Genomic DNA, 21,033 nt, shown 5'->3' on the forward strand with positions numbered 1-21,033 from the left:
ATTGAAACTTAAACCACCTCTGAATTCTGACTGCTTTGGTTTGAAGATTTAGCTTCAAACTTATAGATTTCTGAGTGTAAAACTCCTGTTTGTTTTTTTTCTTTAAGTCTGTAGCTGTCTCCTTGTATATTGATGATATGTGAGTGATGCAACACTCGGTCTAATATGGCTGTTGTGACTATTTTATCCCCTGCAAATACTTGAACCCATTTACTGAATACTAAGTTTGATGTAAAGATGGTAGAGCTTTTTTCATAGCGTTTCGAGATAATCTGAAAAAAGTGATTGGCTTCCTCTTTACTCATATTGAAGTATCCTATTTCATCAATAACCAGTACCGATGGTCCTGTGATGGATTTGAGGAAGCTATCGTATTTCTTCTCTTTTTTGGCTTTATTGGCACTGCTTAAAAGCTCACTGATAGTCGTAAATCGAACCTTGTAACGATGCTGTACAGCTTTATAACCAAGAGCAATGGCAAGATGGGTTTTACCCACACCGCTTTCACCTAAGAGGATGATATTTTCATGTTTTTTTACAAATGTTAGATTGGATAACTCTTCAATCTGTTTTCGGTTCACACCCACTGAGAAAGTATAATCAAACTGCTCTAGGGTTTTAATAGCAGGAAATCCTGCAAGCTTCGTTAAGGTATTTGTAGAACGCCCCAATCTGCTATCAGCTTCATTGCGTAGCAACTCCTCAAGGAACTGAACATACTGCCAATTCTCTTTCGCTGCCAAAGTTGCTATATCATGGTATTGGCTCCCAATCGTGGAGAGATTAAGCTCTTTGCAGAGCTCTTCAATGGATGAGATTAATTCCATAATACACTCCCACTGTAAATACTAATAGGCAGAACGATATTAACAACAATAGGGATGAACTCATCATAACATTGAATATCACGATTTGGAATATAGAGTTTATCGATGTCATGATATGAATTGATTGGTGTATATTTTTTAGCTACACTTTCAATCAAAGCTTTGGGGTGGATTCCTTGATAGGCTTTAGGCATGGGACGCAGTTGCAGCTGCTCCTGTGCCAACAATTCAAATGGCACTTGCAGTGTCGTTCTATGAATACGACGATTGGCTGTTGTATCGAGCCATTTCAACACTTCTGCATTGGCATTTTCCAAAGTAAGTGCATAATGTTTCATCCCCAGTCTTACACGCAATCCATTGTGAAAGTTATACCGCAAATAGTGGTTAAACCGCTCCACTTTTCCTTTGGTCTTAGCACGATATGGTTTGCAGACTTTAATGCTAAAACGAGAATGTTTGGCAAAGTCTTCAAAGAGTGGGTTGAGTTTATGTTTGCCTCTACCATAGCTATTACGTCCTAAAATGACGGTTCGCACCACCACAAACGATGCTTCCTTTAAAGGAGCCACCGTTCAAACAGACGATACCTTGAATGTTAAAGTAGGCGGAGACCTTAGTGTTGAGTCTCAACGAGATAGTAGCTCCTCTAACTCCAAAGGGTTTAATGTGAGTGTCAGTGCCTCTTTAGGGAATGATAAAGACTACACCAGTAGTTCACGTGCACAACAAAATGCACTTAACAACACGGTAGGTGCTAGAGTAGGAGATGGACTTGGCAGTACAGGGGCAAGTTACGGTGCCAATGCAGGAACCACTCAAAGTAAACAAACCGTACTGACCTCTCTTACAGGCGATAAAGTTAATATCGAAGTTGAAAACAACACCCACATCAAAGGTGCACTCATCGCAGCAGGAGAGACCAATGAACAAGGAGCGTTTGAAGACAATGGAAATCTTAACTTAACAACAGATACCTTAACCTTCGCCAACTCTACCAATTCTCAGTACAACTCAAGCAACGCTTACAGTGTGGGAACAAACATAGGTTATGGTGATACTAAAGATGCCAAACCAACTACCAATGAAAGTGGTACACATATTAACTCCTCATCTTTATCACTTTCTAACCAAATGGGCTACTCCAGCTCTAAAACCTTAGCAACGGTAGGTGAAGGTGCTTTACATGTAAACGATACAGACAACTCCGATGAGCTTACTAGACTTAACCGTGATACCACAAAAGTCAATAAAGAGCTTTACTCTGGCAGTACAGGTACTTCGGTGACTGCTATGTTAGATCATAGGTTGTTAACGGAAGATGGAAGGAAGCTCATAGCTCAAGACTTTGTAAAAACAGGTATGTTGCTTGATACCATCAACCAAGTTGTGAGTAATCAAACCGTAGGTCTCTCTGAATTTGGTGCAGAGCTTAGAAAAAGAGAAATCACTTACGAAACTGTCAAAGAGAGAATTGCACAAGATAAAGACCTAGCTGCAGCGCTTAATTCTCCTGCATACACCGATGAACAAAAAAAAGCAATTACAAACGGCATAACATGTCAAGGGCGGAGTTAAATTCAGCAGTTTTTTCGTAAAAAAATTACGAAACGTAACCTTAAGCACCTTGCGTTATTTCTTCTCCTTTCACCGAATTTTTAGCTTTAAACTTATACAAATCTGAATCTACGATTCCCTCATCTTTTTTCTCTTTTAAACGAAATGAATCTCCTAGAATATTGATAATATGGGAGTGATGTAATAATCTATCTAAAATGGCAGTCGTTACCACTTTATCATTGGCAAAGATGCCACTCCACTGACTAAAGACGAGATTGGATGTAACGATAGTTGCACCACGTTCATAGCGTTTAGAGATCACTTGAAAGAAATGATGAGCATCTTCTTTGCTCATTGGGAAATAGCCAATCTCATCAATGACTAATAACGCTGGTGCCATAATGGCTTGACGTATAAATGAATCATAGCGTTTCTCTTTTTTTGCGTTACTCATCTGCAAAATAAGATCAGCTACTGTGATAAATCTTGCTTTAATACGTTTTTGAACAGCTTGATACGCCAGTGCAATAGCCAGATGGGTTTTCCCAACACCAGAGTGTCCAAGAAGGATGATATTTTCATTTCGCTTGATAAACTCTAATGTTGAGAGCTCCTCAATTTGTCTTCTATTTACACCAACTGTGAAATTAAAATCAAACTGTTCAAGTGTTTTAATGGTTGGAAATCCTGCCATTTTTGTCAAAGTAGCACGAGAGCGTACAGCTCTATTGTTTGCTTCGAGTTTGAGTATCTCATAAAGATATTCACCATATTTCCAACCCTCTTTTGCGGCACGATTAGCCATTTCATGATGAACGTCATTAACGGTTGAGAGTTGAAGCTCTTTGCATAACGTTTCGATATGTGTATTTAATGCCATAATATACCTCCTAGCGTATAGGCAGGTAAAACTATATACGCTAACATAGGTATAAATTGATCGTAACTTTGAAGATCACGAGTGGGAATGTGAATAGTTATTCTATTGGATGTTTGGCTATCTTGTGTTACACTTTTAGTGGTGGCTTTGAGCGGGTGTATCCCATGATAAGTCTTAGGCAGAGGAAGCAACTGCAATTGCTCTTCTGCTAACAGATCAAACGGTCTGTGGAGTGTTGTTTGATGTATTCTCGCATTTGCTGTAAAATCTAACCAATCTATGACTGCCGCATTGGCATTTTCTAATGTCATCTTATAGCCCATCAGGGAAAGTCTCACTTTAAACATATTGTGAAAACTGTATCGGAAATAGTGATTAAATCTCTCTACTTTTCCCTTGGTTTGTGCACGATAAGGTTTACAAACTTTTAAAGCCATACCACAATGTTTTTGGGCAAAGTCGCGGAATTGTTCATTGAATTTATGCTTACCATATCCATAAGCATTGCGTTTGGAAATAACCGTCTTCATATTATCATAGAGTGCCTCATGTGGCACACCACCAAAATAACTAAAGGCGTTCATGTGGCATTTTATGAGAGTGTCTACTTTCTCATCCATCACATATTCCACATAAGATGCTCTAGAGTATCCCATAGTTGCAACAAATGCAGATAAATTATCTTTGGGAAATTCAACCCAATCCACTTGCATCTGTTGAGCCTTGTTTGTCTCAAATCTGACAAGTGGTTCTTCGTTTTTTACTTTCTGACGAAGCTCATAACGAAGCATAATATCTTTCATCCACCGAAGACTTCCTCGATAACCAAGTTTCTGAATCTCATCATATATGGATGTATTGGGGATAGAAATACCTAATGCGTGTGCCTCTTCTAGCATTCTTGCTATATTGGGCAGATACGGATCAACCGTTGTCTCTACAGGTTCTCTTTTTATAACAGGAATATAACCCTCTGGCAGCTTCGCATACTTCGCAACGGTATCTCTGTTAATGTCAAGTTTACGTGCAATAGCACTCTTACTCAGACCATCTTTGAGCATCTTATGAATCATTTTTACATCACCTTTTTTAAGCATCTGTCTCCTTTCAATATATTTGAAAAAAGACTTTAGCAGAACTAATCTGCTCATTTAAGCTTTTGGTTGTAAAAACTACTTTTTAGCAGCTTTTTATACTGCCCATTTTAACTCCGCCCTTGACAGCATAACACAACAAGTCATGATAGAATTAGGCTATAAACCAATAGAGAATGTACTCATAGCCACAACAGAACTAGGACGTGATGGATACCAAATTAAAGGATTCTTTTCATTGGAAACAGGAAAAGCATACATGAATGACTTTTACAATAACAGCAATGCTGATCTTCTAACTACAGCAGGAACTGAAACACAAAGAGCCATCGATGCGCAAGAAGGTTCAAAGTTTGATCAAAGTAAAGAGTACAGAGATGCCAGAAGTGAGTACTCTCAAAACTTTGGAAGTAACATTGCAAGTTACGCTGACTTTGCACTGTACTTTACTGGACAAGGTAGTCTTTCAACTGGATCAAATTCGATAAGCACATCATCACAGACGCTAGCTAATAATGCTGAGTTTGCTGGGTTGAATAAAGAGTTGGGGGATAATAGTATCAATAAAATTGATGTTCTTATTAAAGCTTTTGATGGAAAAACAAGATTTGGTACGGCTTATTTTTATATTGATGGCGAACAACAACCTCGTGTTGTGAGAGTTACATCAGGAAATGAAAATCCTGATCCTAAACAAAAAGATAAAGGACCAACGCCTGCAGGTACATATACAATAGACCCAGCCAAAGCACAAAATATGAGCTTAATTGATAGAATTTTGGGGCGAGATCAAGGAGCCAATGAGATGAGTAACGTCAATCTTTTTCTTAAAAAAGGTCCAAATATTATAAGCTCATATGGAGATTGGGGCGATTTCCGAGTTATTCTTGAACCTATCACAACAACCGATACATTTGGAAGAACACAAATGTATTTGCACGGTGGAGAAAAGGATGGTTCTGCTGGATGTATTGATTGTGGAGAAACGCCAAATCAATGGATATTAAAAGAAATTCGAGATACAACGATTCAAATTCCTGTGGAAATTAAATATGACAAATAAGCTGATTTTACTCAGAAAAATATGGCTCTTATCTGATTTACTAATAAGTTTTATTGTTAGTTTTATTATTGTTAGCTATTTGGAAAAGCATAAAGGGTTTGATGACCCTCGTATGCTTCTTTTGTTTTTATTGCCAATAGTAATATCATGGATTTATTTTATTATTTATCCATCATATGGAGAAATCTTATTAAAATTTATATCAATTTTTATTGGTTATTTAATTGGAAGCCAATTTTGGAAAGATGAAATAGATAGTATGTCTTCTCTTTTAATTTTACTCGAAAATTCAAAATTCTATATAGCAATATTTTTCAATTTCATTTTTATTTTACTAAATTGGATTTTTGCACAAATTATATTGAAGGTTATTCGCTATTTTAGAGGTAAAAAGGACAGGCTACTTTAAATGATGAAAAATGATCTTGGAATAAATCCAACTGTAATTGAGCAAAGCAAATGAAAAAAGTATTTTATTTTCTAATTATTGTATTTTGTATTTATGCAGTGTTTATATTTCGTATGACGTATGCATACAAATTTTATAATGAGAGCAGAAATAAAGGGGACAGTTTCCACCTTTCTCCTCCCTTAAATTCTATCAATTTCTGACTTTAAGCCACTTTTTGTTCATCGTGTTTTAGAAACCTATTCATCTCATAAACTTGTTTATTTTTAAACAGTGAAAATGCAATGACTACCATTTTACGCATCACAGGATAAAATAGAGATTGTATTGAAAAAAAGAAAGCAGAAATACGAGCTAGAAAAATTCAAAAACCATCTCCCAGAAGACACCGATGCAGATGAATATAAAAGCAAAAAAAAGCAAAATGTTTGAAAAAAATATTGTCTCAATTGTTGATCAAACAGAGCTCATGGAAATAAATCATATTATTCAAAGCCGCAAGGATACACCTACAGATAGCTATATTGAACTTGATACTATGATAAAGAGAGTAAACAATAATCGCAAAAAAGTTAAGTAATCTCTTCTTTACAACTTACATTTCTCCTCAATGATAAATCGTATAGTCCTTTATAATTGACAAAAAAATACAATAGTCGTATAATTTTACTAAAAAAGGAGTTCCAATGAAAGCAAAAGAAATCGCTGACATTTTTGGTGTTCCTCAATCGACTTTAAATGAATGGAAAAAAGAAGGGCATTCTAAAAAGGCATTGGCTGATTTTTTAACCAATGTCGATAAAGAATCTATTCTAAAATTATACAAGTCCGCTACAGCTTATGATATGCTTGTAGCAACGGTCAATGCTTCCATTGGAAATGAAAGTAAGCATCTTGGTGCAAATGATATTAAAAAGCTTCTTATGGGAAAAACACCTGAGCAACCTATTGAAAAATATGCTCTTGATATTATCAAAACAGAAGCGCTGAAAGAAGAAATTGAAGATTTTGCAATGCACTTTAAAATACCAATGAAAAAAGTACATAAAGTCCTACATTATGGATATTAAAAGACATGAATTTATTCTAGCAACCTATGCAAAACAAATTAAAGCACTAAATGATTTACTCTTTGAGTGTAAAAAGCTTCTACCCAATAATGACCTTTCATTTATGAGATTTGGCGGTGGCACTGCATTAGCAATTTATCATTTTCAACATCGAAAAAGTTTTGATATTGATTTATTCGTGACTGATCCCCAAGTACTTAATTACCTAAGCCCAAAGCATTGGTTAGAAGATTCACCTCTGTTTAACACTGGAAAATATATAGATCTTGCCAATCATATCAGGTTGCTAACGAAAGAAAATATCAAAATTGATCTTTTGGTATCTCAAGATTTTATAGGTAATGTGATTATCGATGATAGTCGTGCTTTCTTCCATGAAAAGATTTACGTTGAAAGTTTAGAAGATATCTTGGCAAAGAAAATTGTTTATAGAAAAGATCAAAATAAATCAAGGGATATTATCGATTTAGGCGTTGCGCTTCACCATGACAGGTTGATTTTCGATAAGCTTTTAAACTCTGAGGCTGTTACGCTCCAAGATTTTTCTGATTTACATGGTGCATTGACACAACTTGATATTCAGAGATATCTAGATGAAATCGACTTCGTTGAGCCTATCGAATCTTATTTGGATGTTGCAAAAAATGCACCTGCTAAAATTAAAGAAGCGTTGATCAATATATTCAAAAAGCATGATGTAGAAGATTATACTTTAGCAGAAAAAGCAGATCAAGCAAAAGAAAAAGTTTATACCTTAAATGAAGTGATAGATGAACTTGAATTATTTAAAAATAGTAAATAAAAAGATATTTATAAAGCTCAATAATCAGATTAAAGACTAATTTTAGTATAATCAACGAGGTGGAATACAGTGTACTTTATTTTTAGCGGTACTGATTACGGTACTACAGTTATATAACAAGGGCAAAAGGCTTATAATTAGGGATTTATTTAATTTCTTTGAGTCCGGCCTCAGTACCACCCTAACTCCCTAAAATACGATATTCCCAACCTTAAACTTTACTGGTGTCAATGAGGTGTCAATAATTGTCAAAATCATGCAATTATTTTGCTGATATCAACGGTTATTGTTCCCGTATAATGATTTCGATTAACTTCATCCATTTCATGTCCCATTTGATGAAGAATCCAATCAAGAGGCAAGCCAAATTGCTTTAGCATTGTATTATGCGTTCGCCTCATTTTTTGCAAACCACCACCGTCTACAATATGAAGCTTTTTACACAATTCTTGAATAGATTGCGTAATGCTTGTTTCACTAAAATAGGGTTTGCCCTCTTTTGAATGAAACACAAAGGTTGAAAGCCCTGTTAGCTGTCTTTGTGCAAGAAGCGCTTGCTTAGATTATCATTTCCAAAATTAATAGAAATGGTTTCATTGAAGTCTATGTTGTAGCTATTGGTGAGAGGGATAAACTTAAAGTTTATGAAGAGGTTTTACACCTCTTCTTTAAACGTATACCCCGCTTCATTAAGGAGTTTTCGAATCTCCTCTTGATGTTCATGTCCTTTGGTCTCTAGCATAATGGTAATTTGTGCGTCACCATAGGAGAGTTTCGTTGAAAAACGATCATAATCAATCTGAATAATATTAGCATTCGCATTTTTAAAGAGATCTGTCAGACGCATCAGTGAGCCTGGCTTGTCGATAAGTGTAATGACCAACTTCATTTTTCGGTGTGATTTAATCAAACCTTTTTCAATGATAATCGAGAGCATTTGCACATCAATGTTCCCACCGCTTAAAACTGCCCCGATTTTAGTCTCTTTACTAAAAGGAAATTTTTGATGCATAATCGCTGCCACACTCGCAGCTCCACCACCTTCAACGACTAGTTTTTGACGCTCTAACAAAAATAAAATAGCCGCAGCTATCTCCTCTTCATCCACCGTAACCACTTCATCCACACACTCTAAAATATGCACTAAATTAGATTCGCTTACATCACGTACGGCGATACCATCAGCGATGGTGCGTACACTTTTGGAGTTAATGGCTTTTTTGGCATGAAAGGATTGACACATTGCAGGTGCTCCTGCGGCATTCACACCAATGATTTTAATCTTAGGGTCAATCTGTTTAATAGCAGATGCCATACCGCTAATGAGCCCTCCTCCACCAATAGGAATCACGACCACATCTAAATCATTGATTTCATCAATCATCTCTAAAGCAATGGTTCCCTGCCCTGCAATCACTTTTTCATCTTCAAAAGGGTGAATAAACGTCAGTCCATGCTCTTTGGCGTAGGTGAGCGCATAGGCATAGGCTTCATCGTAATTATCGCCATGCAAAATAACTTCAGCACCTAAGGCTTTGGTACCTGAAACTTTCAGAAGAGGTGTTGCCTCAGGCATTACGATGGTTGCTGAAATGCCAAAACTACGAGCACTATACCCTACACCTTGCGCATGATTTCCCGCACTTGCGGCGATGACACCTTTTTGGCGTTCTTCTTCACTCAAAGAAGCGATTTTATTGTAGGCTCCTCGAAGTTTATACGCACCTGTAATTTGCAAATTCTCTTTTTTTAGATAGACTTGAGCTCCAACTTCTTCGCTTAAAAGGGGTGCGAGAGCACAAGGAGTATTGGTGATGATATGGCTGATTTGTCGTTTGGCTTGTATTATTTCACTAAGAGGGATCACTTCATTAACCTTTCGTATTCTACTTTTGTACATCGATTTTGAATGGCTATTAGCCCATGCTCTTTTGCTTTTTCGCATGCGTCATTGTTCACAATGCCAAGCTGTAACCAAAACACTTTTACACCACCTTTGTGTAACACTTCTTCTAATAAACTCTCCGCAATGGCAGGTTTACGAAACATATCCACCATATCCACTTGCTCTGGAATGTCTAAAAGACTTCGGTACACTTTCTCTCCTAAAATCGTCTCTTCTTTAGGATAGACGGGGTAGATTTTAAACCCTTTTTCTTGCAAATAACGTGCTACTTTATGGCTATCTTTAGTTGGATCAGGTGAGAGTCCAATAATGGCAATGCTTTTGCACATCGAAAAAATATCTTTAATGCTTCCATCGTCGGGCATTTTAATGTTTGAAATTTCACATTCCATTTTGGCTCCTTAAAATAAATTAAGCCAAAAGTGTAGCACTTCATAGCTTTTATTGGGATTATCTTTTTTACATGTAAAGACTAATGACGCTTTAAAATGACCCCAGATTCGAGATGCTCGGTATTGGGAAATTGATCAAACAGGGCAAAATGCTCAATAGTGTAGTTTTGGCATAACACCTCCAAATCACGCTTGAGCGTTTGGGGGTTACAGGAGATGTAAATGATGTTCTCAAAGCGAGAGATAAACGCCAAACTCTTCTCATCCATACCCGAACGAGGAGGGTCAACAAAAACATGCGAAAAGGCATAATCGTCTAAATTCATGCCCGCCAAACGGTTAAAGGTACGCTCTTTATTGAGCGCAGAAGTAAGCTCCTCCGCACTAAGCCGTAAAAAGGTAATGTTAGAGACATCGTTGAGTTCACAGTTTTTCAGCGCTGAGGCAATGGAAGTTTTTGAAATTTCTGTGGCAAGCACTTTGTTAAATTTTCCAGCCATGGGAAGGGTAAAATTGCCATACCCGCAGTAGAGCTCTAACAAATCCTCACACGATTCAAGATGGCTTAATACCCAGCCAATCATGGTCTGATTCATCGTACGGTTGGGTTGGGAAAATCCTCCCTCGATGATGTGGTAGCGATAGCTTTTAGCTTCTAGTGCAAAACGCTCTTCAATAAAATCTTGACTGAGCACTTTTTTAATGCCACGACTGCGCCCAATCACAAAAATATTAAACACTTCTTCAAGCTTTTTAGCCTCTTTCTCCCACGCCTTATCTAAAGGTTTATGGTAAATGAGTGTGACTAAAAGATGCTCCGAAGAGCTTAAAAACTCAATAGCAAAGATGCGTTCACGAAGCACATCAACGCCTTCAATCGCTTTGAGTAATTTTGGCATCAGTGTGTCAATGCGCTCTTCTACTTTTGGACAAGCATCAATGCACACCGCTCTTTTTTTATCCATCGCTCCCATAGCATAATGAATTTTTTCTCCCTCCTTCCAAATACGAAACTCCGCCCGTCCACGGTAGTGTTCGCAAGCGGATTCAAAGAAGGTAAACTCTTTTACATGTAAAGGCTCAAACAAGGTTTTAATGGCAGTTTTTTTATGGGCAACTTGCGCCTGATAATCCAACGCATAGAGCGTACAGCTCCCACACTTTCCAAAATATGAACACTCCATAAACCCTCTTTATGTATTATTTTATATAAAATTTTATGTATTAAAGCACGGCGCTTGAAAGTACACCAATGAGTCCACCAAAAACACCACCCCAAACGACCAACCAACCTAAGTGTTCTCTCATAAACTCTTGGACAATTTCTTTGACCATTTGAGGGCTTAACTCACTCAGTCTCGCATCGATCATCTGCTCAACGGTTTGAAGCATATCGTTGCTGAGTGATGAATTTTTTATATTTTGTGCTATTTTTTGTTGAAATTCATTACTTTTTGATATCTCAACAATGGAGTTTTTGAGTTTTATACTAAACGGTTGACGAAGTCCTTCTAGGGCACTTGCTCCTCCAAACATTCCTAGCATTCCTCCAAAAGAGGACTCCATAACGGTTTTAGTAAGCGCATCAAAAGCAGGACTCACATCCATTTCTTCGATGATAGGTGTTAAATTAAGACCTTTTTCCTCTTTGGCAAAAAAGCTATCCAATTGCTCTTTGGTGAAGAATTGTGTCATCATTAAATTTTTAATGGACGTTTTAAAGGCTTCAAAACGAAGCTCAATCACTCCACTTCCATAGAAAAAAGGGACTTTTTCAAAGAGCATATGAATGGCAATTTGATTGGTGATGGCTCCTGAGAGCGCAAACAAGCCTGCTAGTAAACACCATTTGGCGTAGGGTTCTGGCAGGGCAAATGACAATAGTGTTATGACTATGCTTATTAAATTGGTTAACCAACTTTTATCGAGTATCATCTCTTCTCCTTGTAAAAAATTGCGCCATTATACTGTGGCATGTTTTAACTGACGTTTATTGAGCTTCGCAACACCCTCTTTTTGCTCTTCACGAGGGGTATAGTTTTCCCGTAAAAAGGAGGGCATTTTACGCCCACGAACGGTCATAATATCTTCAATCAAAAGCGCTTTTATCTCCTCTTCCTCATGCCCTAAAACTTCACAGAGGTATCGAAATATTAGCTGAGCTAAGCGGTCGAGTGAAATTTGCCATGTAGACTCTGTTTGGCTATAAAGCCATTCGCTAAAGGCATAAAATCCCGCGTAAACTTTGCCCTCTTTCCATAAAAGTGCGGCACTTCTTTTAAAATTTCCACTGTTGTAGACCATATCCCAAAAGCGTGCAAAGCGTTTCATTTTTTGCATCTGCGCAAATGAAATCAAATCATTTTGCAAAATATCATACGGCGGTTTGTCCGAATAGACCATGCCATAGATTTCATCGTGACGTGAGAGGGTGGTGCCTGAGAGCTTTTTTAAAATGCCAATTTGAATCTCGCACTGGGTGAGCGAATAGAGCATGTCCAAATTGCGCCCAAACCCTTCTAAACTCTCCCCTGGTAAGCCAATAATTAAGTCTACATGTAAATGCGCATGGGTCTGTTGCTGCAAAAATGCAAGGTTATCCTCAATTTTTGGAAGATTCAAACGCCTGTGAATATTTTTAGAAATGAGTGGGTCTAGCGTTTGAATGCCTACTTCTAACTGAAGTGCCGCAGGTGGAAATAAAGCTATTTTTTCTCTTAGTTTTTGGGGGAAATGATCTGGAATCACCTCAAAATGGACAAAATATTCCTCCTCTTTTTCCAAAAAAAAGTCTAAAAGTTTGGTGGCGTTTTCAATGCTTAAATTAAAGGTTCTATCAATAAATTTAAAATTTCTAACCCCTCGGTGCCACAGCTTTTCAAGCTCACCGATAAAACGTCCTATCTCAATATCTCGTACTTTTTTCTCCGCTGAAGAGAGACAAAACTCACAGGTAAAGGGACATCCACGGCTCGCTTCCACGTAACAGTAGCGGTTTTTAATGTCATGATCGGTGTAATAATCATAGGGAAGTTTAATGGTGCTCATATCGACCATCGGTGCTTTTATCACTTTTTCACTCAGAGCATTGTCACTTAAAATGGCTTTACACAGCGCATAAAAGGCAACATCACCCTCCCCTTGAATGATATAATCGGCTTTTTCAAAATCGACACGATGGGGAAAATGGCTCGCTTCAGGTCCTCCTAAAATAATAATAACACTAGGGGCTACTTTTTTTAAAATCTCTAGTAATTCATGGACTTCCAAAGCATTCCAAATGTACGCACCAATGCCAACAATTTTAGGGTTATAACGTAAAATCTCCTCCGCTGCATCGGCGACACTGCCATTAATGACAAATTCTAAAATGTGAGCCTTCTCTTGAAGTTCTTCTAAATTGGCAAACAAATAGCGCTGAGCAATGGAGGTGTGCGTATAGCGTGCGTTAAAGGTGGTGAGTAAAATCTCTTTCATGGCTTCTCATATTTTTTGTTTTATTATAATAAAACTTTTTGGTTATCTTTGTTAAAATCCTTCCGCTTAAATGGAATCGGGGCGTAGCGCAGCCTGGCTAGCGCGCTACCTTGGGGTGGTAGAGGTCGCGTGTTCGAATCACGTCGCTCCGACCATTTTTGTCTTCTTTTACTACCTTTTCCTATACACCTTCTTCTCTTCTGCTATGTTTTTCTATTTTTTGCTATAATCCAACCTTATTTTAATCTTTTTACATGTAAAGGTCTCCAAAATGCAAGGAAATTTATTTGATGATTTAAAATCACTCAAAGAGAAGATGAATCAAGAAGAAAAAGAGAATGTCGAAAAAATTATGGAACGACAAAGAAAAGAGAAAGAAGCAAAATTGCACGAACAGTTTGAAAAATTTATGCACAATTCTGGCGTGAAAAAACTACACTAAACAGATGACTAGCGCTTCTCGCATTGTACACTTTTCAACCCTCGATACAGAGTGCTCGTATCTTAAAGAACGTAAAACACGCATGGCCTATCAATACATCGAAAATGCCTCTATGGAGCTCAATCAAGCTTTGGTTGAACGCGGGTGGAGACGTTTTGGAAACTACTACTCAAGACCGCAGTGTCAAGGATGTGTTGAATGTTTAAGCTTACGTATTGATGTCGAAAAATACCACTTTTCACGCTCAGCTAAACGCACCTTTAAAAAAGCAGAGGGCATCTCGTATGTGATTCAAGCACCAACGATGAGTACCCAACACTTAGAACTTTACGACAAATACCACCGTTTTATGGAGCAAAAACGTGGTTGGCACTACTACTATCTTAAACCTCAAAGCTATCATGAACTTTATGTCAGTGGTTCGCACAATTTTGGAAAAGAAATTCTCTATTTTCAGGGGCAAAAACTCATTGGCGTGGATTTAATTGACTTTTTGGATAATGGCATCTCTTCTATCTACTTTTATTACGACCCTGATTTTGCGCATCTCTCTTTAGGGCGTTTATCGATTTATGAACAAATTCTTTTAGGTAAAGAGTATAACCTCAAATGGATTTATTTGGGATACTACGTTAAAGAGTGTCAAAGCCTTACATACAAAGCCACGTATACCCCTTATGAGATACTTCAAGGTCTTCCAGAACTTAATGAAGAGGCAATCTGGCGTTAATACTTTCATGTTGGAATCTTTTTTGCTTTTGTAAGTATAACTTGATACAAAAGGATGAAATCGATGCACCTTTCACTCACACATGATATGTTAGCTATCACGATTCAAGAGGATTCTAAGACGTTTTATTATCTTCAAAATATTGCGGATAAACATTTTTGCAAAAAAATTGGTCGTAAAGAGAAGATGATTATTTTCAAAGAAGAGGATGAAATAGTTCAGCGTCGCTACTTTTTAAAACTGCTTAGTAAAATCTATCTTCGTAAAACAGATGATAGTGAAAATGCGCATACGATTGAAAATGCGCTCGATAAAAGCATCAAAATTTCTCTTTTAAAATCCAATCAAGTTTTACAAAAAATGAATATTCACCTTGTGATAGAAGATAATTACGCCGTTGTGTTTCATTTAGGCTCTCACAATACCCTTTTTGCCTCTTACCTCAAAAGCTATTTTAAAGATCATTTAGTGCGTATTCGACCTAAAAATGGAACCATTACGCTTTATCCAAATTCGGATGTAACGGTAAGACTTTTAGAAAAATTATTGGTACAAAAAGAGCTTTTTGGTTGTTTTGTTCACTTTACATGTAACGAAGAAGCCCTTGCCCTTTACAAAAAAAGTCTTTTAGCCAAACGGGTGAAACGCCAACGCTACAATGCCCTCTTTTCTCTTTTAGAGGAGTATTTTGGAATTTTGGGATGCCGTGTTGAAGATTCGTTTGAGATGATTCGACGTAATTATTTAAGTCTGGTTAAGAAGTACCACCCTGATAGTTGTGGATTGTATGATGGGGATTTACATGTAAAGTATGTGGCGAAATTTCAAGAAATTCAAAATGCGTATGAAATGCTTAAAGTGCATTTTAAACACACGGAAGCCAAAATCGCTTAACCCACGAGTGTGTAGAGTTTTTTTCGCTCAGACGAACTGGCGATATTGAACTGTTGGCGATATTTGGTGATGGTGCGTCTGACCATTTTGACATTAAATTGTTTTTCAATGAGGCTTAAAAGCTTAATATCGCTTAGAGGCTTTTGTTTATTTTCATGTTTAACCAACTCAATCATATACTCTTTAATAGCACTGTTAGAGATATCTTCTTCTACAGCGGTCGCAAAAAACTGCTTTAAGGGGATAACGCCTCTAGCACACGAGAGGTACTTCCCTGCAATGGCACGAGAAATAGTAGAGGGATTTCGCCCTAAATCATCCGCCAAATCTTTTAGTTTCATCGGTTTGATAGCTTTTCCAAAGAAAAAATCATACTGATACTCGATGATCATCAAGCCAATTTTATACAACGTTGCTTTGCGCATCTCCAAAGCATCAATTAAATCCTTTGCGTCTTTGAGTTTTTGAGAGACAAAACTATTACTTTCATCCACGCCTTCCGTATCAATAATCACTTCTGGATAGTATGTATCGTTGAGACGTACCTCAATCGCACCTTCGATAGTATAGATAAAAATATCAGGAACGACCTCTTTTTCCTCCTCTAAAAAATCAATGGCAGGTGGATTGTGAAAACGTTTGATGATATTTAACGCCTCATGGAAGAGAGGCTCTTTTCCAAAGGATTCTATGACATCAAAGTTTAAAATCAGTTTTTCAGCCATTTCATAAAGAGTATTTTCAAGCGTTAAATCTTGTAATTGAAATAAAAATGCTTCTTTAACATCTTGTGCGCCAACACCTAGAGGTTCAAGATACGCAAAACGCTGACGAATTTTTTCGACCTCTGTCTCCTTCACGTTTAACGTGTGAGCAATCTCTACTAAAGCATCTGCTTCAAAATACCCCTCAGCATTGATATTTTCAATGATTTCATAGGCAATACGTTGGGATTTTTCTGTAGGGAAAAGAGGTGGATTAACCTGTTCATACAAGGTTTGGAAGAGTGACTTTTTATCGAGCGTTAAAGCTTCAATCGTATCGGAAACAGATGTTTTAGCACTTTCTCTAAAAATATTTTTCTTTTCAAAAGGTTTTTCAGGAATTTCAGAACCTGCTTTAACACTGATGAAAGGATTTTCTTCCACAAAAGGCTCTAGGGTTTCAACCAAGGTATCAAGATTGGCTTGAAGAATGGGCAGCCAACCTCGAAGGGTAGAGGAAAACTTTTGTTTGGTTGTTTGTGTCTGAGAAACTCTAAGTTTCAAACCTTATCTCCTCAATGGATTAAAAACGAAAATCTTCACCAAGATAATGTGTTTTGACCAATGTGTTTTGCGCCACTTCTGCACTCGTTCCACTTGCGAGTAAGGCTCCATCTTTCAAAACATACGCACGGTCACAAATGGCTAGTGTTTCTCGCACATTGTGGTCAGTAATCAAAACGCCAATCCCAAGCTTTGAGAGTTCTTGAACAATGCTTTGAATATCAGAAACAGCAATAGGATCAACCCCCGCAAAAGGTTCATCTAAGAGCAAAAATTTAGGTTGAAGAACCAGTGAACGAGCGATTTCACATCGTCTTCTCTCCCCTCCACTTAAACTCACCCCATTGCGCTTTCGAATGGGTTCAATGTTTAAAAGATTGAGCAACTCTTCCACACGCTTCATCGCTTCTTCTTTATCGGGGTGAATAATTTCAGCGGCTAACATAATGTTCTCTTCCACACTCAAATCTTTAAAAATGCTTGATTCTTGAGGCAAATATCCGATGCCAAGTTTTGCTCTTACATGTAAAGGGATATGGGTTACATTTTGGTTGTCAAAATAGATATCTCCAGAGCTTGGAGGAATCAAACCACAAATCATATAAAACATCGTTGTTTTACCCGCACCATTAGGGCCTAAAAGTCCCACAACTTCACCGCTATGCACTTCAAGAGAAACCCCTTTAATGATACGTGTTTTTTTAATCGTTTTTTCTAAATTCTGAACGTTAAGCGTATGCATGTATCGTTACCTTATAATGACGTTGTGATGGTAATGGCGTAATATCAAGAGTGCTGTAGGGAACTCCATAATGTTGCAATAATTTTTCAAATTCTGCCCCACCCCACTCAACCAAATGATACCCATCACTTTCAAATTTTTCCATTAAACCACTTTGAACAAAGCCTTCAACACCGCATTGATAGATATCGTAATGAAAGAGTTTTCCATCGTATTCTTGCAAAATTGAAAAGGTGGGTGAAGAGATAGCTTCTTTAAGACCTAAAAGTGTTGCAAACGCTTTAACAAACGCCGTTTTTCCACTCGCTAAATTGCCTCGCAACAGCAAAACACCTGAATCACCAAGCGCTTCTTTTATCTTTGTGACCAAGGCAGGTAAGTGTGCTAAATCACACACCTCTTCATACACCAAACTCATATGAGGTATGAAAGCTTGATAATTTCGCCAAGCTTGTCCCACGCTTTTTTACTATCGATGGCTTCACGCATCATCTCAAGACCTTCTTGCATATCCCGTGTTTTTTCATCCACCATCAATGCACAGGCTCCATTTAAGAGCACAATATCACGTTTCGCACCCTTTTCCTCACCTCGCAAAATCGAACGTGTAATCTCTGCGTTTTGAATGCTATCGCCTCCTTGAATCGCTTCTAAAGGAGCAAAGTGAAAGCCGTATTCTCGTGGGTCAAGCTCACCCTCGTGCATCTCTTTACCTGAAATCATGGTATAGCGTGTTGGAGAACAGATGCTTATTTCATCTAATCCATCAAGAGAGCTTAAAACCATGCTTTTTTTGGTGCCCAATTCGCACAAAGCTTTGCTAAAACGCTCAATATAATCGACATGAAAAACACCAATAACTTGTTTTTGTGCACCTGCTGGATTGGCAAGAGGTCCTAGCATATTAAAAATCGTACGATGCGATAAACTTCTTCGAATCGGCATAATGTGTTTCATACACGGATGATGGTTCATTGCAAACATAAAAACAAATCCACATGCCTCTAGCATTTTAATCTGTTTTTCAGGGCTCATACTGAGGTTAAGACCTAACGCTTTTAAAACATCCGCACTCCCTGAGAGGCTTGTTGCCGAACCACTGCCGTGTTTGGCGACTTTACATCCAAGAGAAGCTAAAACAATGGACGCTGTTGTTGAGATGTTAAATGTTCCACTTTTATCACCACCCGTCCCTACAATATCAATCACCTCATTTTGCAAAGAGCTAGGGATATCGAGTTTAACACTGTGTTTTCGCATTACATTTGCGGCTGCGGCTATCTCTTCAAAGCTTTCACCTCTTTCATAAAGTTCCACTAAAAAGTGAGTCGCTTCTTCTGGACTTAGCGTATTGTTGAAGAGGGCATCAAATGTTTCATAGGCCTCTTGATAGTTCATAATTGTTCCCTTACGTATTCAGTTTGTTTTGTTTTTGGAATCGTCTTCGTTTCAGGAATTTGCAAGACTTCGTAGCTTTGTGTCTTATCAAGGTACGCAATCGTTATAATATCCCCTACTTTCACATCTTTCGCAGGTTTGACAACAACGCCATTGACACGCACCACACCGTTTTTGCACATGTCCTCGGAGATGGCTCTTCGTTTGGTAATATTCACACTGTTTAAAAATTTATCCACACGCATGTAACACTTCTTTAAAATAGGATAGAGTACCCATTTTATCGAAAGAATATTTAAATTTGCTTTTTAAGATTTTACATGTAAAACAGACCTACGGTTATAAGCAAAGTTTTTACAAAATTGCGCTACCATCACGGCATTCTATAAACTCTGTGAGGATTTGTATTATGAAAAAAAATGTCAAAAAAGTGGTTTTAGCGTATTCAGGTGGATTGGATACTAGTATTATTTTAAAATGGCTCCAAGATGAGTATCAGTGTGAAGTCGTTACCTTTACAGCAGACATTGGGCAAGGCGAAGAGCTAGAGCCTGCACGCAAGAAAGCGCTCTCTTTAGGCATTAAGCCGGAAAATATTTTTATTGAGGATTTAAAAGAAGAATTTGTGCGTGATTATGTCTTTCCTATGTTTCGCGCCAATGCCATTTATGAAGGCGAATACCTTTTGGGCACCTCCATTGCAAGACCGTTGATTGCTAAACGTCAAGCAGAGATCGCAGCCATGGTGGGTGCCGATGGTGTAAGCCATGGTGCCACAGGTAAGGGAAACGATCAAGTACGTTTTGAAATGGGTTATCTCTCTATGAATTCAGACCTTGTGATTATCGCTCCATGGCGTGAGTGGGATTTAAATTCTCGTGAAAAACTGCTTGCGTATGCTGAAAAAAATGGTATTAGTATTGAGAAGAAACCAGGCAAATCACCTTACTCTATGGATGCCAATCTACTGCATATCTCTTATGAAGGTCTTGTTCTTGAAAACCCAAATGCAGAGCCAGAAGAAGATATGTGGCGTTGGACAGTCAGCCCAGAAAAAGCACCTGACCAATCAGAAGTGATTGAACTTACCTATGAAAAAGGTGATCCCGTTGCACTTAACGGCGTGAAACTAAGTCCTGCAACCATGCTTACAAAACTCAATGAATTGGGATGTAAACATGGCATTGGACGTACGGATATCGTTGAAAACCGTTTTGTAGGTATGAAAAGCAGAGGATGCTATGAAACACCAGGCGGAACGATTATGTTAAGAGCGCATCGTGCGATTGAGAGTATCACTTTAGATAGAGAAGCGGCGCACTTTAAAGATGAGATCATGCCACGTTATGCTAAAACCATTTACAATGGCTTCTGGTTCTCCCCTGAGCGTGAAATGATGCAAGCAGCGATTGATAAATCACAAGAGAGTGTCAATGGCACAGTGAGACTTAAACTCTACAAAGGCAATGTTTCCGTCATCGGAAGAGACTCAAAAACCAATAACCTCTTTAGTGAGGCATTTTGTACCTTTGAAGAGGATGAAGTTTACAATCAAAAAGATGCCGCAGGGTTTATCAAACTAAATGCTTTGCGTTTTATCATCAGCGGAAAAAACCGTAAAAATCAAGGTAAAGCATAATTTGCATAAAGTATGGAAACACCAAGCAAAGATGAATGGAGTGAAGAAGCAGTTATGAATTTGGTACAAGCGGTGACGAAAAGTGCGGAAGTGAGCGCTGAAGCGTTACATGTAATGTTGCGCTTACGTACACAAGGAAAGATAGATTTTGTCTTAATTGATATTCGTGAAATGCATGAATACTCGGCTTTAAGTATCAAGGGGACGGATATGTTACTTCCCACATCAACCCTTCATTTGCATCTTGAGCAGTTAACAAAGCTCCATGATTCTTTGTTGGTTTTTTATTGCAGGAGTGCTAATCGCACCTTGCACCTTTTACACGGTTTGAAACGTATGGGATTTACAAAAGTTGCTCATTTAAGCGGAGGGATTATTGCGTATCAAGGTGAAAAAATTAAAAATGCGCCCCTCCCTCAAACTATTCGATCTTAAGGAGA

At 37.9% G+C, this 21,033-nt stretch carries 26 protein-coding genes and 1 tRNA gene; 12 read left to right on the forward strand and 15 right to left on the reverse strand.

Features of this window, described 5'->3' with window-relative positions:
• Positions 1-8 precede the first annotated feature (8 nt).
• Positions 9-827: an IS21-like element helper ATPase IstB gene (gene istB, locus SDEL_RS05130; protein ID WP_012856791.1), complete on the reverse strand. Its 819-nt coding sequence runs from the start codon at positions 825-827 to the stop codon at positions 9-11.
• Positions 818-1,372, reverse strand: a complete 555-nt coding sequence (locus tag SDEL_RS05135) for a transposase (RefSeq protein WP_049767067.1) — start codon at positions 1,370-1,372, stop codon at positions 818-820. Before SDEL_RS05135 ends, istB (SDEL_RS05130) begins: the two co-directional genes overlap by 10 nt.
• Between SDEL_RS05135 and SDEL_RS05140 the strand changes: the two genes are divergently transcribed.
• Entirely contained in the window at positions 1,353-2,405 is a 1,053-nt protein-coding gene (locus SDEL_RS05140) for a hemagglutinin repeat-containing protein (RefSeq protein WP_083762459.1), read from the forward strand. The two genes, SDEL_RS05135 and SDEL_RS05140, sit on opposite strands and share 20 nt — an antisense overlap.
• Positions 2,406-2,445: 40 nt before the next feature.
• On the opposite strand, the gene istB (SDEL_RS05145) is transcribed toward SDEL_RS05140, so the two are convergent.
• Both istB (SDEL_RS05145) and istA read right to left on the reverse strand, forming a co-directional pair.
• Positions 2,446-3,267, reverse strand: coding sequence for an IS21-like element helper ATPase IstB (gene istB / locus SDEL_RS05145; protein ID WP_012856717.1), 822 nt, complete (start codon positions 3,265-3,267; stop codon positions 2,446-2,448).
• The gene (istA, locus tag SDEL_RS05150) at positions 3,258-4,364 is read right to left on the reverse strand and encodes an IS21 family transposase (protein ID WP_012856716.1); all 1,107 of its coding nucleotides are present in this window, start codon (positions 4,362-4,364) and stop codon (positions 3,258-3,260) included. Before istA ends, istB (SDEL_RS05145) begins: the two co-directional genes overlap by 10 nt.
• A 235-nt stretch (positions 4,365-4,599) precedes the next feature.
• On the opposite strand from istA, the gene SDEL_RS05155 reads away from it, so the two are divergent.
• The 5 genes from SDEL_RS05155 (at position 4,600) to SDEL_RS05175 (ending at position 7,705) form a co-directional block, all read left to right on the forward strand.
• Positions 4,600-5,424 carry a DUF2778 domain-containing protein gene (locus tag SDEL_RS05155; protein ID WP_041666297.1) on the forward strand — a complete coding sequence of 275 codons (825 nt, stop codon included), beginning with the start codon at positions 4,600-4,602 and terminating at the stop codon, positions 5,422-5,424.
• On the forward strand, positions 5,414-5,833 hold the full coding sequence (locus SDEL_RS05160; protein ID WP_012856793.1) for a hypothetical protein: 420 nt from the start codon (positions 5,414-5,416) through the stop codon (positions 5,831-5,833). Before SDEL_RS05155 ends, SDEL_RS05160 begins: the two co-directional genes overlap by 11 nt.
• A gap of 397 nt (positions 5,834-6,230) precedes the next feature.
• A complete protein-coding gene (locus SDEL_RS05165) occupies positions 6,231-6,413 on the forward strand; it encodes a hypothetical protein (RefSeq protein WP_148209249.1) in 183 nt (60 codons plus the stop codon).
• A gap of 106 nt (positions 6,414-6,519) precedes the next feature.
• A complete protein-coding gene (locus SDEL_RS11680) occupies positions 6,520-6,903 on the forward strand; it encodes a hypothetical protein (RefSeq protein ID WP_012856795.1) in 384 nt (127 codons plus the stop codon).
• Positions 6,893-7,705, forward strand: a complete 813-nt coding sequence (locus SDEL_RS05175; RefSeq protein WP_012856796.1) for a nucleotidyl transferase AbiEii/AbiGii toxin family protein — start codon at positions 6,893-6,895, stop codon at positions 7,703-7,705. The genes SDEL_RS11680 and SDEL_RS05175 overlap by 11 nt, the downstream gene beginning before the upstream one ends.
• Positions 7,706-7,959: 254 nt before the next feature.
• Here SDEL_RS05175 and SDEL_RS05180 read toward each other — a convergent pair whose 3' ends face one another.
• The 6 genes from SDEL_RS05180 to SDEL_RS05205 all read right to left on the reverse strand — a co-directional run bounded on the left by SDEL_RS05180 (position 7,960) and on the right by SDEL_RS05205 (position 13,480).
• On the reverse strand, positions 7,960-8,217 hold the full coding sequence (locus SDEL_RS05180) for a site-specific integrase (RefSeq protein WP_041666299.1): 258 nt from the start codon (positions 8,215-8,217) through the stop codon (positions 7,960-7,962).
• Positions 8,218-8,360: 143 nt separating this feature from the next.
• Positions 8,361-9,572 carry a threonine ammonia-lyase gene (gene ilvA, locus SDEL_RS05185; RefSeq protein ID WP_012856797.1) on the reverse strand — a complete coding sequence of 404 codons (1,212 nt, stop codon included), beginning with the start codon at positions 9,570-9,572 and terminating at the stop codon, positions 8,361-8,363.
• Positions 9,569-10,003 (reverse strand): CoA-binding protein, encoded by a 435-nt coding sequence (locus tag SDEL_RS05190; RefSeq protein WP_012856798.1) that lies wholly within the window; start codon positions 10,001-10,003, stop codon positions 9,569-9,571. The genes ilvA and SDEL_RS05190 overlap by 4 nt, the downstream gene beginning before the upstream one ends.
• A gap of 80 nt (positions 10,004-10,083) precedes the next feature.
• Positions 10,084-11,187: a tRNA (uridine(54)-C5)-methyltransferase TrmA gene (trmA, locus tag SDEL_RS05195; protein ID WP_012856799.1), complete on the reverse strand. Its 1,104-nt coding sequence runs from the start codon at positions 11,185-11,187 to the stop codon at positions 10,084-10,086.
• Positions 11,188-11,227: 40 nt separating this feature from the next.
• Entirely contained in the window at positions 11,228-11,938 is a 711-nt protein-coding gene (locus SDEL_RS05200) for a DUF445 domain-containing protein (protein ID WP_012856800.1), read from the reverse strand.
• A gap of 27 nt (positions 11,939-11,965) precedes the next feature.
• Positions 11,966-13,480 (reverse strand): B12-binding domain-containing radical SAM protein, encoded by a 1,515-nt coding sequence (locus SDEL_RS05205; RefSeq protein WP_012856801.1) that lies wholly within the window; start codon positions 13,478-13,480, stop codon positions 11,966-11,968.
• A gap of 77 nt (positions 13,481-13,557) precedes the next feature.
• On the opposite strand from SDEL_RS05205, the gene SDEL_RS05210 reads away from it, so the two are divergent.
• From SDEL_RS05210 to SDEL_RS05220, 4 genes are all read left to right on the forward strand, one after another.
• Positions 13,558-13,635: transfer RNA gene (locus tag SDEL_RS05210), tRNA-Pro, on the forward strand.
• Positions 13,636-13,751: 116 nt separating this feature from the next.
• Complete coding sequence (locus tag SDEL_RS12125; RefSeq protein WP_012856802.1) at positions 13,752-13,922, forward strand: hypothetical protein; 171 nt, start codon at positions 13,752-13,754, stop codon at positions 13,920-13,922.
• Between the two features lie 4 nt (positions 13,923-13,926).
• Positions 13,927-14,652, forward strand: coding sequence for an arginyltransferase (locus SDEL_RS05215; RefSeq protein WP_012856803.1), 726 nt, complete (start codon positions 13,927-13,929; stop codon positions 14,650-14,652).
• A 63-nt stretch (positions 14,653-14,715) separates the two neighbouring features.
• Positions 14,716-15,546: an adenylosuccinate lyase gene (locus SDEL_RS05220; RefSeq protein WP_012856804.1), complete on the forward strand. Its 831-nt coding sequence runs from the start codon at positions 14,716-14,718 to the stop codon at positions 15,544-15,546.
• Here the strand turns inward: SDEL_RS05220 and SDEL_RS05225 are convergent.
• The 5 genes from SDEL_RS05225 to SDEL_RS05245 are packed head-to-tail and all read right to left on the reverse strand — an operon-like array spanning position 15,543 to position 19,199.
• Positions 15,543-16,814 (reverse strand): RNA polymerase factor sigma-54, encoded by a 1,272-nt coding sequence (locus tag SDEL_RS05225; protein WP_012856805.1) that lies wholly within the window; start codon positions 16,812-16,814, stop codon positions 15,543-15,545. The two genes, SDEL_RS05220 and SDEL_RS05225, sit on opposite strands and share 4 nt — an antisense overlap.
• 19 nt (positions 16,815-16,833) lie before the next feature.
• The gene (gene lptB / locus SDEL_RS05230; protein ID WP_012856806.1) at positions 16,834-17,556 is read right to left on the reverse strand and encodes an LPS export ABC transporter ATP-binding protein; all 723 of its coding nucleotides are present in this window, start codon (positions 17,554-17,556) and stop codon (positions 16,834-16,836) included.
• Positions 17,543-17,974 carry a tRNA (adenosine(37)-N6)-threonylcarbamoyltransferase complex ATPase subunit type 1 TsaE gene (tsaE, locus tag SDEL_RS05235; RefSeq protein WP_012856807.1) on the reverse strand — a complete coding sequence of 144 codons (432 nt, stop codon included), beginning with the start codon at positions 17,972-17,974 and terminating at the stop codon, positions 17,543-17,545. The genes lptB and tsaE overlap by 14 nt, the downstream gene beginning before the upstream one ends.
• Positions 17,971-18,954, reverse strand: a complete 984-nt coding sequence (gene trpD / locus SDEL_RS05240; protein WP_012856808.1) for an anthranilate phosphoribosyltransferase — start codon at positions 18,952-18,954, stop codon at positions 17,971-17,973. Before trpD ends, tsaE begins: the two co-directional genes overlap by 4 nt.
• Positions 18,951-19,199: a S4 domain-containing protein gene (locus SDEL_RS05245; protein ID WP_012856809.1), complete on the reverse strand. Its 249-nt coding sequence runs from the start codon at positions 19,197-19,199 to the stop codon at positions 18,951-18,953. The genes trpD and SDEL_RS05245 overlap by 4 nt, the downstream gene beginning before the upstream one ends.
• A gap of 164 nt (positions 19,200-19,363) precedes the next feature.
• Between SDEL_RS05245 and SDEL_RS05250 the strand changes: the two genes are divergently transcribed.
• Together SDEL_RS05250 and SDEL_RS05255 are read left to right on the forward strand one after the other, a co-directional pair.
• Positions 19,364-20,593 carry an argininosuccinate synthase gene (locus tag SDEL_RS05250; RefSeq protein ID WP_012856810.1) on the forward strand — a complete coding sequence of 410 codons (1,230 nt, stop codon included), beginning with the start codon at positions 19,364-19,366 and terminating at the stop codon, positions 20,591-20,593.
• Between the two features lie 12 nt (positions 20,594-20,605).
• Entirely contained in the window at positions 20,606-21,028 is a 423-nt protein-coding gene (locus tag SDEL_RS05255; protein ID WP_012856811.1) for a rhodanese-like domain-containing protein, read from the forward strand.
• Positions 21,029-21,033 lie beyond the last annotated feature (5 nt).

This window comes from Sulfurospirillum deleyianum DSM 6946, assembly GCF_000024885.1.
GTDB lineage: Bacteria > Campylobacterota > Campylobacteria > Campylobacterales > Sulfurospirillaceae > Sulfurospirillum > Sulfurospirillum deleyianum.

Excerpts from the sequence above, each read along its gene's own strand:
- istB (WP_012856791.1), bottom strand. The coding sequence starts at position 827 with ATGGAATTAATCTCATCCATTGAAGAGCTCTGCAAAGAGCTTAATCTC.
- SDEL_RS05140 (WP_083762459.1), top strand. The coding sequence starts at position 1,353 with ATGACGGTTCGCACCACCACAAACGATGCTTCCTTTAAAGGAGCCACC.
- istB (WP_012856717.1), bottom strand. The coding sequence starts at position 3,267 with ATGGCATTAAATACACATATCGAAACGTTATGCAAAGAGCTTCAACTC.
- istA (WP_012856716.1), bottom strand. The coding sequence starts at position 4,364 with ATGCTTAAAAAAGGTGATGTAAAAATGATTCATAAGATGCTCAAAGAT.
- SDEL_RS05160 (WP_012856793.1), top strand. The coding sequence starts at position 5,414 with ATGACAAATAAGCTGATTTTACTCAGAAAAATATGGCTCTTATCTGAT.
- SDEL_RS05165 (WP_148209249.1), top strand. The coding sequence starts at position 6,231 with ATGAATATAAAAGCAAAAAAAAGCAAAATGTTTGAAAAAAATATTGTC.
- SDEL_RS11680 (WP_012856795.1), top strand. The coding sequence starts at position 6,520 with ATGAAAGCAAAAGAAATCGCTGACATTTTTGGTGTTCCTCAATCGACT.
- SDEL_RS05175 (WP_012856796.1), top strand. The coding sequence starts at position 6,893 with ATGGATATTAAAAGACATGAATTTATTCTAGCAACCTATGCAAAACAA.
- SDEL_RS05190 (WP_012856798.1), bottom strand. The coding sequence starts at position 10,003 with ATGGAATGTGAAATTTCAAACATTAAAATGCCCGACGATGGAAGCATT.
- trmA (WP_012856799.1), bottom strand. The coding sequence starts at position 11,187 with ATGGAGTGTTCATATTTTGGAAAGTGTGGGAGCTGTACGCTCTATGCG.
- SDEL_RS05200 (WP_012856800.1), bottom strand. The coding sequence starts at position 11,938 with ATGATACTCGATAAAAGTTGGTTAACCAATTTAATAAGCATAGTCATA.
- SDEL_RS05205 (WP_012856801.1), bottom strand. The coding sequence starts at position 13,480 with ATGAAAGAGATTTTACTCACCACCTTTAACGCACGCTATACGCACACC.
- SDEL_RS12125 (WP_012856802.1), top strand. The coding sequence starts at position 13,752 with ATGCAAGGAAATTTATTTGATGATTTAAAATCACTCAAAGAGAAGATG.
- SDEL_RS05215 (WP_012856803.1), top strand. The coding sequence starts at position 13,927 with ATGACTAGCGCTTCTCGCATTGTACACTTTTCAACCCTCGATACAGAG.
- SDEL_RS05220 (WP_012856804.1), top strand. The coding sequence starts at position 14,716 with ATGCACCTTTCACTCACACATGATATGTTAGCTATCACGATTCAAGAG.
- lptB (WP_012856806.1), bottom strand. The coding sequence starts at position 17,556 with ATGCATACGCTTAACGTTCAGAATTTAGAAAAAACGATTAAAAAAACA.
- tsaE (WP_012856807.1), bottom strand. The coding sequence starts at position 17,974 with ATGAGTTTGGTGTATGAAGAGGTGTGTGATTTAGCACACTTACCTGCC.
- trpD (WP_012856808.1), bottom strand. The coding sequence starts at position 18,954 with ATGAACTATCAAGAGGCCTATGAAACATTTGATGCCCTCTTCAACAAT.
- SDEL_RS05245 (WP_012856809.1), bottom strand. The coding sequence starts at position 19,199 with ATGCGTGTGGATAAATTTTTAAACAGTGTGAATATTACCAAACGAAGA.
- SDEL_RS05250 (WP_012856810.1), top strand. The coding sequence starts at position 19,364 with ATGAAAAAAAATGTCAAAAAAGTGGTTTTAGCGTATTCAGGTGGATTG.
- SDEL_RS05255 (WP_012856811.1), top strand. The coding sequence starts at position 20,606 with ATGGAAACACCAAGCAAAGATGAATGGAGTGAAGAAGCAGTTATGAAT.